Genomic DNA, 14,827 nt, shown 5'->3' on the forward strand with positions numbered 1-14,827 from the left:
CCTGAAGTTCACGGACGGTCCATGACCTTCCTGGAGAGGAGTCAACGATGAGCTCGGAAAAGGTCCCCGGGTCGTACGTCACGGTGGAGAAGCCACCACTGGTCGGGCCGGTCAGCAGCGCGGCGACCGTCGTCACCCCGGAGTACATCAGTGCCGCGGCGACCAACTGCCACGACACGGCCACGCTCATCCGGCAGGAGCTGGACACCTTGAAGAAGTACGTGGAGCAGCTGCAGGACCAGTGGCACGGCGTCGCGGCGGGCTCGTTCGGCGCGCTGATGCACAACTACGACACCTTCGGCAACATGCTCTACAACGCCCTGAACGACATCGGCAGCGGCCTGCAGGGCAACTACGTCAACTACGAGGCGACCGAGGAGGCCAACGTGAAGAGTCTCGTCGCCGTCGACGGTGACATCCCCGGTGCCTACCTCTGATCGTCCGGCCGAACCTCACGAAGGGAACCCCTCATGCCCGACATCGCGGGAACCGAGCTCGTCGTGCCGGCCGACCTGGAGGTCGCCGGGGAGCGGCTCGCCCAGCAGTCCCAGGCCATCGTGGACCAGCTGGAGGCGCTCAAGACCCAGCTGGCACCGCTGGCCGAAACCTGGACCGGTGTGGCGGCCTCGTACTACCAGCCGCTGCAGCTGGAGTGGAACACGGCGGCCGACGGCCTGTTCGGCCCCACCGGCGTCCTGGGCCAGATCGCCGAGGCCATGCACGTGACGTGGGCCAACTACGCGGAATGCGAGTGGTCCAACGCCAAGGGCTGGCGGCAGTAAGGTCCATGCACTGCGACGCCCTCCGCCGCACCGGCGGAGGGCGTCCGGTCGTTCAGCAGTCGACGAGCGTCGCCGCGACCCGGCGCAGCCCCGCCGGGCCGGACGGCGCGGCCGGGGCCAGCTCGACGATCAGCTTGCGGACCCAGCCGACCCGCAGCCGCGGCCCGACCGACCCGCGCACCGCCCGCACCTCGGCGACCGGCGTCCCGCCGTCCACCGCGGCCGTGCCGGCCATGGCGCCGTCGCCCACGGCGGCCCGGACCGCCCGGACGATCACCGCGTCGGCCGGGCCGCCCGGCAGGTCCGCCGCCCCGCGGGTCAGCTCGGCGAAGACCGGCAGGAGCGCGAGCCGGTCGGCAGTCAGCAACCGGAACAGGCGGGCCTGACGCGCGACCGGCTCCGGCTCCGCCAGGTAGTCGTAGCCGGCCTCGGCCAGTCCGCTGCCGGCCAGGCGCAGCAGCGCCGCGTGCGCGGCGACCCAGTCGTCGTACGGGTGCCGTGCCGCGAGATCGGCCAGCGCCGCCGTGGCCGGTCCCGCGGTCAGGTCCGCGCGGAGCGCGGCGAAGCGCCGCCGCGACTCCCCGGCGTCCGGGGCGGCCAGCCACCGGTCCAGCGCCACCAGCCCGGTCGGCCGGCGGGGCGGGGCCGCCGCGACACGGGCGAGCACCGGCGCCGGGTCGGCGCGGGGGAACACCGATGCGCCCGGTCCCGTGACGCCGGTCGCGGGCGCCTCCAGGGCGGCGAAGATCGACGGCATCGGCCGGTCCTCCGGTCGTAGACGGCCGGAGTCGAGGATGTCGTCCGGGGCGGACGGCGGCGCCGATGGCGGCGGTGCGCCGACGGTCGGCTTCGCCCCCCGCCAGTTCGCCGGGTCGAGCAACGCGGGCATGACCTCGGCCGGCACCAGCAGCTTCAGGTCACGCACGACCGAGTCCCGCAGCAGCTGCCGGTGCGGGCCGAACCAGGAGCTGTCCCGCGGCGACAGCGCGACGTGCCACCGGACCCGCAGGTACACCTCGATGTACACGTCGCCGGTGGTCTTGACGCCGCGGCTGTGCCCGGCCCGGCCGCGCACCCGGGACCGCTGGTTCGCCGAGCCGATCACGTCCATCCCGAGCAGGGGACCCATCGCGTTCGTGTCGCTGGCCGGGTCGTAGTACTTCCAGTCCACCAGCGGATAGTCGACCAGCATCCAGGGCAGCATCTGGTGGCCGGCGGTCGCGTCGGTGTCGGCGGTCGTGGCCGAGCTTCCCCCGGTGAACCGGCGGGACTTGACGTCGTCGACGATCCGGACCGGCCAGATGCCTTCGACGCCGGCCAGCAGCTCGAGCGTGGCGACGGGCCGGGAGAAGCGGTTGCCCAGCAGCATCGGTGCCTGCACGCCGGTGGTGATCAGGTCCGTGCCCCGTCCGGCGAGGAAGGCGGCGTTGACGATGGCGTCGATCTGGTTCTGCAGGACCGCGCGGGGATGGAACCAGGACGCGCCCGGCGGTGCGTTCCAGATGTGGTTGGCCAGGGCGGCCGGCACCGTGCCCCACCGGCTGCCGGCCGTCGCGCCGCGCGGGACGGCCAGGGTGGCGGCGAGGGCGCGGAGGGCCTTGAGGTCGTCCGGGCCGAACCCGGCCAGCCGGACCTGCTCCAGCCGCCGTGGGTGGGCGAAGGTCGTCGGCCGCCGGTCGGTGAGCAGGTGCAGCGGCGTCGAGGCGTCGATCCGCCGGATCGGCTCGCGGGGCGGACCGGCCGGGACCGGTGGTGGGGGGAGCGGCCCGATCGTCTGGTACCGGTCGGGGCCGGCCGGTGCCGGGTCGAGCAGCCGCGGGTCGAACTTCATCCGGGCCGGCTCCGACGGCACGTACGGGTCGACGGTCCACGACTCGCCGGTCTGGGTCGCGCCGAGGGTCACCGCGTCGATCCAGGCGGCCGGGGCCGTGTCCATGGTGACGTCGGCGTCGAAGCGCAGCTTCACGTCGAAGACGGCCGTTCCGGCGCGGCCGTTGTGCACCGTGCCGGCTGGCGTGGGCAGGGCCGGCGGACCCACCCCGATGCGGGGCGCCGCCGGCAGGGCGGCGAGCAGCCGCCGGTACCGCCGCGAGGGTGCGGCGCTCCCGGCCGTACCGGCGGCTCGGGCCGCCTCGTCCGCGATCGCCTCGAACGCGTCGGTCAGGTCCTCCAGCGTGGCGACCTGGTCGGCGAGCGGTTCGCCCCGCCCGGCCGGGGCGAACATCGCGCCCAGGTGGTCCTCGTGCCGCAGCGCCGCCTGCCGGCCCCGGTCGATCAGGTCCCGCTCGTGGGCGGAGCCGGCGAGCCGTTCGAGGTCCGCCAGGAGCCCGGCGCGAATGTCGTTGAACCGTCGTACGTCGTGGCGGGCCGCCGCCTCCAGGGCGAGCGCCTCGACGGCGTCGACGTCCGGCGAGTCCCGCAGGGCCGCCCGGCGGGTGGCGAGGGCCGCCTGGTCGGCCGGCTGCAGCTGCTGCCATGCCGACGTGGTGATGTCGCGGGCGAACCGGTGCCGGCGCGCGGTCTCCGCGAGGTCTTCGAGCTGCTGGTTCGCCGTGACCAGGTCACTGAGCCGCCGGTGGGCGCGTTCGGGCGTGAGCTGCGGCCACCGCTGCGGGTCCAGTGCGTTGCGGCGTAGCTCGACCAGCCGGTTCGCGGCCGTGGTGAGCTGGTCCTGCAGCCCGGCCGGCAACGTGGCGAGATCGGTGCGGAACTGGTCGCGGACGGCGTCGTAGAGCGGGTCGGTCGCCGCGTGGTACGTGGTCAGGGCCGCGGTCGCGGCCGTCACGTCCGGCCCCGACCGCAGGAGCTCCTCGACGACGGCGGCGGGCGCGGAAGAACCGGTGTCGAGGGTCGTCGCGATCGTGTTTCCGGTGACCCGTGAGTCGCTGAGGGTCCGGGTGGTCTGGCCGTAGAAGGCCGCCTGCGGGTGCAGCCACGCGCTGTTGACCAGCGGGCCACCGGTGACGAACCAGCCGCGGACCGGGTCGAAGATGAGCCGGCGCCGGCGCATCTCGCCGGTGGTCCGGCTGACCTCCACGTCGTCGCGGCGGCCGAGGTTGTGGTGGGTGGACAGGCCGAGGTAGCGGGCCTGGATCGGCGTGGCCCGGATCGTGAACCGCAGCGTCCGGGTGGCCGGCACGAGCGGCACGGGGCCGAGCGGCGGCAGCGCCGGCCGGAACGTCCGGGCGCCCAGCTTGATCGGCAGCGGCCCGACCCGCGGCGTCGTCGCCCGCAGGTAGGAGCGGACGGGCACGGTGATCGACAGCTGGTCGAACATGGCGATGAGTGCCGCGGTGGCGCCCTGGAAGCCGCGCAGCTTGCCGAGCTCCTGTTCGGCCGCGGCGGCGACCAGCGGGCCGTACCGCTGCTCGACCGACGCGGTGAGCCGGTCGACGAGGACGTTGAGGTCCGGTGCGCGTTGCAGCCCGCCGTGGTCCAGCCCGAAACTCAGCTGGGGCGGGATCCGGTAGCCGACGCTGCGGTCGTACCGCAGCCGCAGTGCGGGTGGCAGCAGGCCGAGTTCGGTGGCGTCGGCGGACGCCAGCCCGGCGATGCCGGTCACCGGGACGCTCGCGCTGCGCCGCTGCCGCCGGTCTGCGCGGCCGCCCATCCACGACAAGGTGTGGCCGACCGGGTTGTGGTTCACCCAGGTCTCGATCTGCAGCTCGAGGTGCGCGCCGACCTCGGCGAGGGCCAGCCAGCTGATGTCGAGCTGCATGCGCCCGGTGGTACCGGTGATCGACTCCTCGGACGTCCGCGTGAGCTCGCGTCGCTGGCCGAGCTGCGGCTGGTAGTTGAAGTGGTCGATGTGCCACGAGCCGAGATGCTGGTCGATGGCGAGCGGGAACCGGACCCGCAGGGCGGGCCAGAGACCGCCCGTCTTGGACTGCTGGACGGCGACGGTCGACGACACGCCGAGGTCGGTGTACGTGCCGTAGCCGTTGGCGACGCCGAAGGTGGTGAGGCCGTCGGTGCCGCTGAACGTGAGCTTGGCGGTGACCGAGGCGGACACCGACCAGCCGGTGGCGGTGCTGGTCAGCGGGGTGGGGACGATCTCGCCCGACCAGATCTGCTTGGCGTGCCCGGCGGGCGCGTCGGGGCTCGGCAGCAGGTCGTTGGCGGTCATCATCGCCACGGCGAGTGCCTGCTCCAGCTCGATCCGGGCGGCGGGGGCGATGGACTTGTACCCCATCGCGGTCACCGCGTCCACGACCGTGCGCAGCAGGTCGTCCGCGGACAGCATCATGCGGGTGTCGCGGGGCAGCGGCCGGGCCGGCGTGGGCCGGAAGACCAGCGGGCCTCCGTCGGCACCGGTCAGCGCCGGGACCGATGGCGGCAGGTGCGCCAGCGAGTACGGCACCCAGGTTCCGGTGTCCGGCTGCTGGATGTCGGTGAAGTCGGCGGGGACCATGGCGGTCATCGACGCCGGCAGCGGGCTCGCCGTGCGGACCAGGGGTAGCGCGGGCGGCACCGGGAGCGTCGGGGACCCGTCGCCGGAGGCCGCCTTGCCGGCGCTCTCGATCCGCAGGAACAGCACGACGGGCGCGGTGAACTCGCCGGCCTCGTCGATCGAGAGCCCCTGCATGCCGGACACCTCGGTGCCGGCGGTCATCCCGGTCGCCCAGGCCTGCTTGCCCAGGCCGATGGGGCGAAACTGCGTGGACTTGAGCACGGTGGTCTTCAGCGTCTCGAACACGTGCATGACGTGCAGCCCGGTCCAGTACCCGGTCTCCACCGCCCAAGACGTCGTCAGATCCTGGGAGCTGGTGACGTTGGCGTCCATCTCGGTGAGCGGCAGCCAGCGCGTGTGCCGGGCGGGTGCGAAGGTCGCCGTCGAGCCGTCCGCGGCGAGGATGCCCTGGCGGGCCCACACCCGCACGACGACCTCGTCGCCGAAGCGGCTCGTGACGGTGCTGCGGGTGAGCCGGAACGCATAACCGTGGCTCGACAGCAGCAGGTGCATCTGGGCGGCCAGGTTGTCGTTGGACAGTTTCGCGCGCAGGGTGCGGATGTTCTCGACCGCCATGCGGGCGTCGTCCATCCACTTGGCCAGGAACACGCTGTGCCGGCTGGCCCGGCCGTCCGGCTGGGGCACGATACCCGGATGGTGCTTGCGGAGCAGGTCGAGGGCCTGCCGCAGGAGTGCCTGGCCGGCTGGGCCCGGCGTGCCCGCCGCCGGGGCCAGGGCCAGCTCGGAGATGCGCATCACCGGATGCAGCCGGCGCAGGTCCTGGTACCGCAGGGCCGGTACGGGCACCGACGCCGAACCCACGTCGCCCTCCAGTATCGGCAGGTCGATCAGCTGCTTCGCGTCCTCCCGCAGCATGCGCACGTACAGCGACCGGTCCAGGCGCAGCACGGCCGGCTCCGCCCCGGGCTTGCTCGTCAGCGTCAGGGCGACCTCGACGGTGAACCGGACGACGGAGGTGCGTTCGCCGGTGAACCGGACTCCGGACAGCTGGGTCGCGCTCTCACCCGCGCCCGACCGCACGAAGACGGCGTCGACCGTCGGCCAGAGGAAGAAATACGGCTCCAGATGACCGAGCAGGTTCTCCCAGACCATGGTGAACAGGAACAGGCCGGGTGGCACGTCGTGGGCGTCGGCCGCGACCTGCTCGGTGTTGAATGACAGCGAGACCTGGTCGTCGAAGTCGGCCCAGGTCTTGGGGTCCATCTCGACGACCGCGACCGGGTCGGTCAGGGTCATCGACATGACGACGCCGTCGGGCGCCTGACCCTGGAGGTGGCCGAAGATCAGCTCCGCGCCGAGGTCGTTGGCCCGGTGGACCTGGGCCTTGACCTGGCGAGCGGTGAGGGCCGCGCCGATGCGGCGGCGCTGCGGGGTGCTCGCCTTGGCGTGCTGCGCGGCGAAGGTCTCGACGAACTCGCGCAGCTGCCGGGTGGCGGTGAACGCCTCGACGCCGGAGTTGCGGGGCAGGTGCACGGGCCGGCCGGGGACCTTCGGTCCCTTGTAGGCCGGGGCGGTGTAGTCGGGGTGGATCGCGGGTGAGAACCGGCGGGCGGCATCGTCGATCGGCCGGGCACTCTCCCGGGACACGAGGATCGGCACGGCGCGCGCGACGGGTGCGGCGGTGGCCGCGTTGGTCCGGGTCGACGGCCACCGCCACGGCGTCCAGCTGCCCGGCGAGGCCACCGTGACCCGGACCGTGACGTCGAACAGGAACTCGTACGCGACGTAGGAGGAGGTCTTGATGGTCCGCTCGGCGGCCAGTTCGCTGGTGACGAGGCGGGCCTCCTCGTGCTCCTTCCAGACGATCATCCCGAGCCCGACGTACGCCTCGTTGTTGGTGAAGTGCCTGCGGACCAGCGCGGGGCTGTTGTCCAGGATGTACGCGAGGTTGACCGTCGTGTCCAGGAACGTCTGGTGGCCGAGGGCGCTCTGGGCGCGGTCCCGCCGGTTGGTGGTGTCCTTGAGCCGCACCTCGATCGCGTCGGAGGACTGCTCCCACTCGCCGTCGCCCTGCCCGAGGTCGAGCTGGAGGGTGACCTGATGACCGGCGACGTCGAACGTCCACCGGTCGGTGATGAGCTCGTCGATGTGGTCGAGCAGGGTCAGCTCGTCGAGCTGGCGGTCCAGGATCGCCTGGACGGACGGCACGGGGACGTAACGGCCGCCCAGCTCGCCGTCGTCGAACGCCTGCCATTGCCGCAACGTGTCCGGCAGGGTGGCGATGACGTCGGCCCGGATGCGGGCCATCAGCGAGGGAGTCAGCCGGCCGACGGCCTCCGTGCCCAGGGCGGGGCGCTGGCCCGGCTCCGGCGCGACGAGGTGCAGCGGCGGCGCGAACCGTTCGCGGGGCGTCCACGGCCGTCCGGCGGCGTTCGGGGGCTCGAGCGGGCGGGCGACCGGCGTCCCGCGGGCGTCGGCCTGCGAGCCGATCTCGTCGAGGAGCCGGGTCAGCGCCTGCCGGGCCGCCGCCTGCTCGGCCTGCAGCGCGTCGGGGTCGGCGGTGAGCAGCCAGGGCGGCCGTTCGTCGGCGTGTTCCGCCGCGAGCATCGCCGCCTCGAGCCGGCCGACCGCGTGGTGCAGGTCGTTGCGGGCGGTGTCCCGGGTCAGGTGCCGGGCGGGCGGCGGTGCGCCCGGGTCGGCGGCCGCGTCGCGTTCGTCGGTCGGCAGGTACGCCAGCCGCGGCCGGAGGGTGATGGCACGGTCGATCAGGGTCGTGTACCAGTCGGGGCGGCCGGCGACCGGATCGGCCGAGGGGTAGCGATGACCGACCCGCTGCAGGAGCTGCCGCCAGACGAAGAACCCGGTGCCGAGCCCCTCGATGCGGCGGGCGACGGCCGGCAGGTCGGCGTCGCCGGCGTTGGCGAGGGCCCGGGACAGCTCGTCGATGCGGTCGCCGACCTGGTCGCGCCATCCGTCGGCCAACGGGATCAGGATCAGGGCGTCGCGCATGCCGTGCAGCTCGGCCGACAGCTGGGCCCGCTGCCTCGCCGGTGGCGCGCTCGGCGGCGGTGCGCCCGGCCGTCGCCGCCGGATCGGTTCCGGTTGCCCGAGCTCCGACGGTGGCGGGCGGAATCCGGTGCCATGGCCCTGCTCCGGGTCGTGCTGGCGGGTCCGGCCGCGCCAGGCGCCGAACCAGCCCGGGTTGCTGGGTCCGGGCTCGCCGGGTCCGGGCTCCGAGACGTCGACCATGACCGTCCTTCCGTCCGATGCGGCACGTCTGGACAGCTTGCGTTCGCGTGATTTCCACTCTATGTCCCGGCTGTGTCGATCTCTGCTGATTTGTGGGTGATCGGCGCGGCCGCCGGACCTACGGTTTCAGCAGTCGACGAGGGCGGCGCCGATGCGGCGCAGGCCGTCGCGGTGCTGCGGGTACGCCTCGGCCAGCCGGGCCAGGGCATGGACCGTCGCGACGCGCTCGGCCGCGCCGACCTCGCCGCGCAGCTTGATGACGCGGGCCGTCACCGCCGCGCTGTCACCGGCGGCGAGCACGACGGCCACGGCCGTGCGCAGCGCGTCGCGGGCCGCGACCGGTCCCGCGGTGTCGGCCGGCCGGTCCGCCGTCCCGAACCGCGGACCGGGATCGAGCGGCCACGACCCGGGCAGCGGCCCGACGCGGCCCTGCACGCCACCGTTCGGCGGGCCCGCCGGGGACGGCGGCCGCCATCGCGTGACGAGGTCGTCGACGCCGACCGGCGTCACCTCCGTCTGCCGCTGCCGGCGGGCGATGAACTCGAGCAGCGACCGGAGGTCCTCGACGTCGGCGGCCGGGTGGGCCGGCTGCGGCCGGTGCGGGCCGCGCAGCTCGACGATCAGCGCCCGAAGGCCGGACCAGGTCCGCAGCTGCGGGCCGTCGTCGATGTAGCGGACCTCGAGCAGGGCCCGGGCCGCGACCAGCTCCCCGGCGCTCGCCCACCGGGCGCCGTCGCCGGCGTCGAACGTGGCGTGCACGAGCGACAGGGCATCCTCGAAGAGCCGCCGCTCGCGTTCGGCATCGGCCCCCGGCACGCGCACGGCGTCCGCGAGGGGCTGGTAGCGGCCCGCCTGTTCGTACCGCAGCCGCAGCGCGGCCCGTGACGGCTGCGACAGGAAGGCGGCCGCCGCGCCGTCGACGCCGACGGCGGACCGGTGCAGGTCGACCAGCGTGACCTGACCGTCGAGGGCAGCCAGCAGCTCGTGGAGGGGCCGTCCGGTGCCGGACTCGGACGGCTCGCCCTCCGGGAGCGCGGTCTGCCACTCGTGGAAGAGGTACCGCGCGAAACCGTCGATCCCGCCCCATCCGGCCAGCGGCCGGCCCGGCCCGGGCATCGTCGACCGGAGCGTGCGGTGCACCGCGGCGAGATCCTCCTCGGTGAACTCGAGCCCGTACAGCGCCAGCGCGACGTGGGCGGCGTCCCACAGGGCCTGCTCGGCGTCGGGGTCGTCCCGGCCGGTCACCCGGGCCGGCAGGCCGGACGATCCGCCGGTCGGGTCCGGGCCCAGCTCGCCCAGCCGCACGAACAGCGCCGTCGTCCCCCACCCCGGCGACTCCGTGACCGAGTCGAACGGCGCTTCCCAGCGCAGCGCCATCGCCAGCTCGGGAACGAGCCCGGACATGTCCCGCAGGCGCTCGAAGCCGGGGGCCTCGCCGCCGCCCACCAGGTCGGCGAGGAGCCGGACGTGCCCGGCGTGCACGAAGCGCGCACGGCCCGGCTCGTCCCGCCGGATCGCCCGGACGAGCGCCTCGAGGTCGCCCCAGCCGGACCCGGTGCGCAGCCCGAACGTGGCGAGCTCGACGAGATGGCGCACGGCCGCGAGGTCGCGCGTGGTGAAGTCCGGGCCGTTCACGGCGGCGGCGAGGTAGCCCAGCTCCTGGAGGGTCGTCTCGGTGGGCAGCGTGGACGGTACGCCGGCGGCCGCCGCCAGCCCGTCGACGCCGCCGGTGTCGGCGGCGAGGGTCTCCAGCCGCGTCTGGAGCGCATCGAGGTCGACCCGGAACCGGCCCGCGGCGTCCTGCGGCTCGCCGGCGCCGGGCGGACTCCAGTGCCCGCGCAGGTCCTCGAGGGTGATCCGGCGGTCAGGGACGGCCGTGCGCAGGTCGGCCGCGGCGCGCAGCAGCGAGCGGACGTCGTCGATGTCGGCGCCGGCGGCCCCGGACGCCGGCCGCAGCGGGCCTCGCACCAGCCGGACGAGCCGTTGCAGGTCGGCCCAGGTCCGCAGCCGGTCGGTGCCGCCGGCCGCGCCGGCCAGGACGAGCAGCGCCGCCAGATCCTCGCCGGCGACGTACTCGAACTCGCCGAACGCCGCGTGCAGCAGCGCGACCTGGTCCCAGAAGGCCCGCTCCCGGCCGGCGTCCGGGCTGCGGCCGAGGCCGAGGCCGGCCACGTGCCGGAGCCTGGCGTACGGCTGCTCGTGGTTCGCGAGGTAGCCGAACCGGAGCCGTCCGCGCCAGACGCGGTGCAGCGCCTGGGCCATGGGCCCGGCCGGGGCGTCGATGCCGGTGACCTGGCGCCGCAGGCGGGACAGGGTGACGTCGCCGTCGAGGGACTGGATCAGCTCGACCAGAGGCCGCGCGTAGTGGTGCGCGAACTGCTGGTACACGCGGCCTTCCGGTCGTGGCGCCTCGTTGAACAGCAGGCGCACGAACTGCTCGACCGTCAGCAGGCTCACCGGTCCGCCGGCCCGGGTGGCGGCCGCGGCGAGCGCCAGCAGCCGGTGCATCGCGCCCAGGCGCTGCACGGTCAGTCCGCCGAGGCCGTAGAAGGTCGCCGTGATCCGCGCGGCGTCGAACAGCGCACGGGCGTCGTGCGCGCCGGTCACCCGCTCGGTCAGCGCCGGCAGGCCCGCCGGTGCCAGCGCTCGTAGCTGGACGAGCAGTGGCCCGGCGCCGGACCAGAACGGTGAGACCGTCTCCTGGTCGGCCGGCACCGCCCAGGCCAGCGCGGCCGCCAGGTCCGGTGCGGCCCGCAGCCGGCGCCGCAGGTCGTCGAGGGTCCCGCCGGCACCGATCCGGGCCACCTCGTCGGCCAGGAGCCGGACCTGGCTGCGGTGGACCGTCCGGCCCGGTGCGTCCCCGCCGGCCGGTGCCGCGTCCCCGCCGGCCCCGCCGGTTTCGCCGGCCAGCGCCGTGCCGGCCAGCGCCTCCAGGTCGGACCACAGGGTGCCGGTCCCGCCGGAGCCGGCCGCGAGCTCGGCCATCCGCCGCACGGTGCGCAGCTGGGCGGCGTCGAAGCCGGCGCCGTAGACGGCCGCCGTCAGGTACGCCGCGTCGCGCAGGGCCTGGGCGACGGCCGGTTCGTCGCCGGGGACCCCGAGCATCCGGCCGAGGGCCAGGACACCGCCGGCCCGGTTGGTCATCGCGTCCAGCCGGGCAGTCAGCTCCGCCAGGTCGATGCGCTGCGGCGCGGAGTTCGCCCCCGCGAACCGGTCGCTGTGCTGGCGGTACCGCACCGGCGCCCGGACACCGGACGGGGTGTGGAGCTCGGCGTTGGGAAACCAGCCCGCGAGGAGGTCGAGCGTGCGGTCCGGCAGGCCGGTCACGCCCGACACGTCGACCGTGACCACGGCCGCGCGGGTGGCGGCGTCCAGCCGGATGTGGACGCTCTCGACCGCGTCCAGGTCATCCGGTGCCGCGAGCCGTACCGTCGACGGCTCCTGCCGCAGCTGTTCGAGCAGCCGCGCCGCGGTGAGCCGCAGCCGGCGCAGCGGGCCGTCGTCGGGCCCGGCGGCGGCGCGCAGCCGGTGGGCCGCGGCCGCCAGGTCCATGGGCGCGGCGGCCGGGGCACCGGTCACCGTCCTGGCCGTCACCGTGTCGCGGTAGAGCCGCCGGGCGGTCCGGCCCAGCCACGCCTCGACGGTCCGCCATCCGTGCGAGGCCCGCATCCCGCCGATCCGGGGGAACTCGCCGACGACCAGCGCGGTGTGCCGCAGACCGCCCCGGTTGTCGTCGAGGCCCTCCAGCGCCGTGTGCAGGCCGAGCCGCTCAGGGGTCACGTTGCCGGTCGCCTCGCTCGTGAGCCCGCCGCTGAGCAGGTCACTCAGGGTCGTCTGCGTCCCCGGCAGGTACTGGTGCAGCAGCCGGTCCTCCCCGGCACCCCAGTCGGCGAGCCGGCGCAGCAGGCGCGGGCTGCGGTGCGCGAGGTGGCCGGCCAGCCGCCGTTCGATCGCCGGCCGGTGCAGCTGCAGCACGAGCCGCAGTTCGCGTGGCAGGGCGGCGTAGATCCGGTCGAGCGGCACCCGCGGCGCGAAGTCGAGGCGGTCCCTGGGCAGGCCGGCCGGTCGCAGATGCTCCTCGGCCAGGACACGGAAGAGCGTGTAGAGCAGTGCGCCGTAGCCCGCCAGGGTCACCGCCGGCCCGGAGCCCGCCACCGGCTCGCCGGTCAGCCACTCGGCCAGGCCGCGGCCGAACTCGATCGCGTCGTGCACGACCGGAGTGACCCGCGGCCCCTGGTCGGCGGCCAGCCGGGTGTAGAGGTGGTACAGCGCCTCCAGCGGGATGCCCTCGGTGAGGTGGATCCGCATGCTGTTGGCCAGGGCCGTTCGCACCTGGGCGCCGCCCAGCGCCGGGACCGACGCGAGCCGCTCGGGCAGCAGCGCCGCGAGCGGCCGCCCCGTGCTGAGAATGAGCTGGTCCACCGCGGCGTCCGCGGCCCGCAGCACCGCGACCGGGTCGGCGCCGTTGCGCTCGTCGTCGTAGCGCAGCGCGGGCGCGGTCGTCACCTCGACGAGATTGCCCTGGGTGCCGTGGGTCTGCAGGGTGAGCAGGCCGGGCATCGAACCCAGCCACGTCCGGGCGTCCGGCGCCGGCTCGATGCCGGTGATCTCGACGCTCAGCCGGATCTTCGCGCCGCCGGCCCAGTCGTGCCCGCCGGTCAGGCCGTGGCCGCCCGGCGTCCGGACCGCCGGTGTGGTGCCGTGCTCGGACCGGTCGGCGGCCATCGCCGCGGCGATCAGGTCCGGTCCGAACGGCCGTTCGCCGTGCTCGCCGAACAACACCGACCAGGCCGGCCCGGCGCCCACGCCGCACAGCGTGCCCCGGCCGAGGTCCTGCCGGATCCGGCGCGGGGAGGCCACGAGCCGAGGCGCGGCCAGCCGCGCCCGCAGCCAGCCGGCGAACGTCCCGCCGTCCCACGCCGCCGACGTGGTGGCGGCCGCGCAGCAGACCAGCAGCACATCGGGGCCCGCCCGGCCGCGCCGCCGGGCGGACGCGGTGGCGGTGCGCCACTGCGGCGACAGGGTCACCGATCGGACGAACCGGTCGCGGGCCGCGGGGCCGCCGGCGCCGATCGCGTCGGCCTCGGCCTGGTGCAGTGCGAGGGTGAACCAGCCCTCCAGCACCGGCAGCGCCCGGGCGGCGGCCAACGAAGGGCCGTCCGCGGGCGCCGGGAGGTACAGCCCCCTCGGGAGAGCGACCGGCGCGGTGGGTGACCGGCGTGCCACGTCGATCCGGCGGCTACGCCGAGGTCGGCGGATATGACTTGATGTCGCACTTCGCGTAGCTCTGCGCGGCGTCGTTGAGCATCGCGACGTAGGTGCCGACGGTGCCGAGGAAGTCGCCGACGCCCTTGAGCAGGCTCCGGTCCTGCTGCGTCTGCGCCTCGGCGTCGTAGGGGTCCCCGGGCATGGTGCCCTGGCCGGTCTCCGACGCCCACTTTCCCTTGTTCTGGTTCTGCTGCGTGGGGTCGACCTCGAGCTCCTTGGGGTCGCCCACGCGATACACCCACGGCGTCAGTTCGAGGACCTTCTGCCGCAGCGCCTCGTACGTCGCGGCGGCCTCGCGGGAGCCCATGATGAGGATGTCCTCGGCCGACCGGATGGTGTCCGGCGCGATCACCAACCGGTCCGCGCCAGGCCGCTCGGGCTTCGGCGGGTCGCCGCTCGGCGCGCCCGATCCGTCCGCCCCGTCGCCGAGGATGAACCGGGCGCCGTCGACCTCATAGGACCGGCCGCCGTCGACCCGGACCTCGGGCATGTGGATGTCCTGTGCCGCCATGCCGACGATGGTCCCGCGCGGGCCGGCCCGCGGGCGAGGTCCCTCATGGCGGGACACCGCGGCGCCCCTCAATGCGGACGTGGGCCGCCGCACGGGTCGCGATCTAGCCTCGTCCTCATCCGCCGATCATGCCGCCATCGGGAAACGGGGGTTGCCGAATGCCCGCCGACTACAACCACGCCGACGGAAAGATCTCCGTCTCGCTGCACGACCTGTTCGACGGTGCGGAGGGCATGAAGGTCGACCTGGAGGCGATCAAGCTCGCGTGGCGGGACGTCATGGCGAGCTGGTCGATGCTCCAGCTGTCCTGGATCGGCCGGACCAAGGAGGAGGTGGAGGCCTTCCAGGAGAAGATCAGCCAGGTGAGCGGCGACATCTTCGGCAGCTCCAAGGACGGCGTCACCCTCGACCGGCCCGGGCTGTACCAGCACCTGTTCGGCCTGGCGCAGGGCGCGAGCCAGAACTACGCGGCGACCGACATCTCGGTCGCCGGCATGTTCACCGACTTCTGGGCCGCGATCACCGACGAGTCGCCGGGGACCCCGGCCGACCAGACCTGGGACAAGCCGCCGATCCACGTCATCTACGGCTGACTCCCGACGATTC

At 74.6% G+C, this 14,827-nt stretch carries 6 protein-coding genes; 3 read left to right on the top strand and 3 right to left on the bottom strand.

All coding sequences use genetic code 11. The annotated features are described in order from the left end of the window. The first annotated feature begins 47 nt into the window (after nt 1–47). Nucleotides 48–437, top strand: a complete 390-nt coding sequence (locus ABT369_RS25730) for a WXG100 family type VII secretion target (RefSeq protein ID WP_350615584.1) — start codon at nt 48–50, stop codon at nt 435–437. A 33-nt stretch (nt 438–470) separates the two neighbouring features. Beyond that, nucleotides 471–782 (top strand): WXG100 family type VII secretion target, encoded by a 312-nt coding sequence (locus ABT369_RS25735; RefSeq protein ID WP_350615585.1) that lies wholly within the window; start codon nt 471–473, stop codon nt 780–782. Nucleotides 783–834: 52 nt separating this feature from the next. On the opposite strand, the gene ABT369_RS25740 is transcribed toward ABT369_RS25735, so the two are convergent. The 3 genes from ABT369_RS25740 to ABT369_RS25750 all read right to left on the bottom strand — a co-directional run bounded on the left by ABT369_RS25740 (nt 835) and on the right by ABT369_RS25750 (nt 14,221). Beyond that, on the bottom strand, nt 835–8,442 hold the full coding sequence (locus ABT369_RS25740; RefSeq protein ID WP_350615587.1) for a hypothetical protein: 7,608 nt from the start codon (nt 8,440–8,442) through the stop codon (nt 835–837). Nucleotides 8,443–8,568: 126 nt separating this feature from the next. Next, complete coding sequence (locus ABT369_RS25745) at nt 8,569–13,590, bottom strand: hypothetical protein (RefSeq protein WP_350615589.1); 5,022 nt, start codon at nt 13,588–13,590, stop codon at nt 8,569–8,571. Between the two features lie 91 nt (nt 13,591–13,681). Then, nucleotides 13,682–14,221, bottom strand: coding sequence for a hypothetical protein (locus tag ABT369_RS25750; protein ID WP_350615591.1), 540 nt, complete (start codon nt 14,219–14,221; stop codon nt 13,682–13,684). A 158-nt stretch (nt 14,222–14,379) separates the two neighbouring features. On the opposite strand from ABT369_RS25750, the gene ABT369_RS25755 reads away from it, so the two are divergent. Further along, on the top strand, nt 14,380–14,814 hold the full coding sequence (locus tag ABT369_RS25755) for a hypothetical protein (protein ID WP_350615592.1): 435 nt from the start codon (nt 14,380–14,382) through the stop codon (nt 14,812–14,814). The last annotated feature ends 13 nt before the right edge of the window (nt 14,815–14,827 follow it).

This window comes from Dactylosporangium sp. NPDC000244 (assembly GCF_040300725.1).
Lineage (GTDB): Bacteria > Actinomycetota > Actinomycetes > Mycobacteriales > Micromonosporaceae > Dactylosporangium.

What these genes read in the sequence shown, in the direction of transcription:
- ABT369_RS25750 (WP_350615591.1), bottom strand. Translation starts at nt 14,221, where the DNA reads ATGGCGGCACAGGACATCCACATGCCCGAGGTCCGGGTCGACGGCGGC.
- ABT369_RS25740 (WP_350615587.1), bottom strand. Translation starts at nt 8,442, where the DNA reads ATGGTCGACGTCTCGGAGCCCGGACCCGGCGAGCCCGGACCCAGCAAC.
- ABT369_RS25755 (WP_350615592.1), top strand. Translation starts at nt 14,380, where the DNA reads ATGCCCGCCGACTACAACCACGCCGACGGAAAGATCTCCGTCTCGCTG.
- ABT369_RS25735 (WP_350615585.1), top strand. Translation starts at nt 471, where the DNA reads ATGCCCGACATCGCGGGAACCGAGCTCGTCGTGCCGGCCGACCTGGAG.
- ABT369_RS25730 (WP_350615584.1), top strand. Translation starts at nt 48, where the DNA reads ATGAGCTCGGAAAAGGTCCCCGGGTCGTACGTCACGGTGGAGAAGCCA.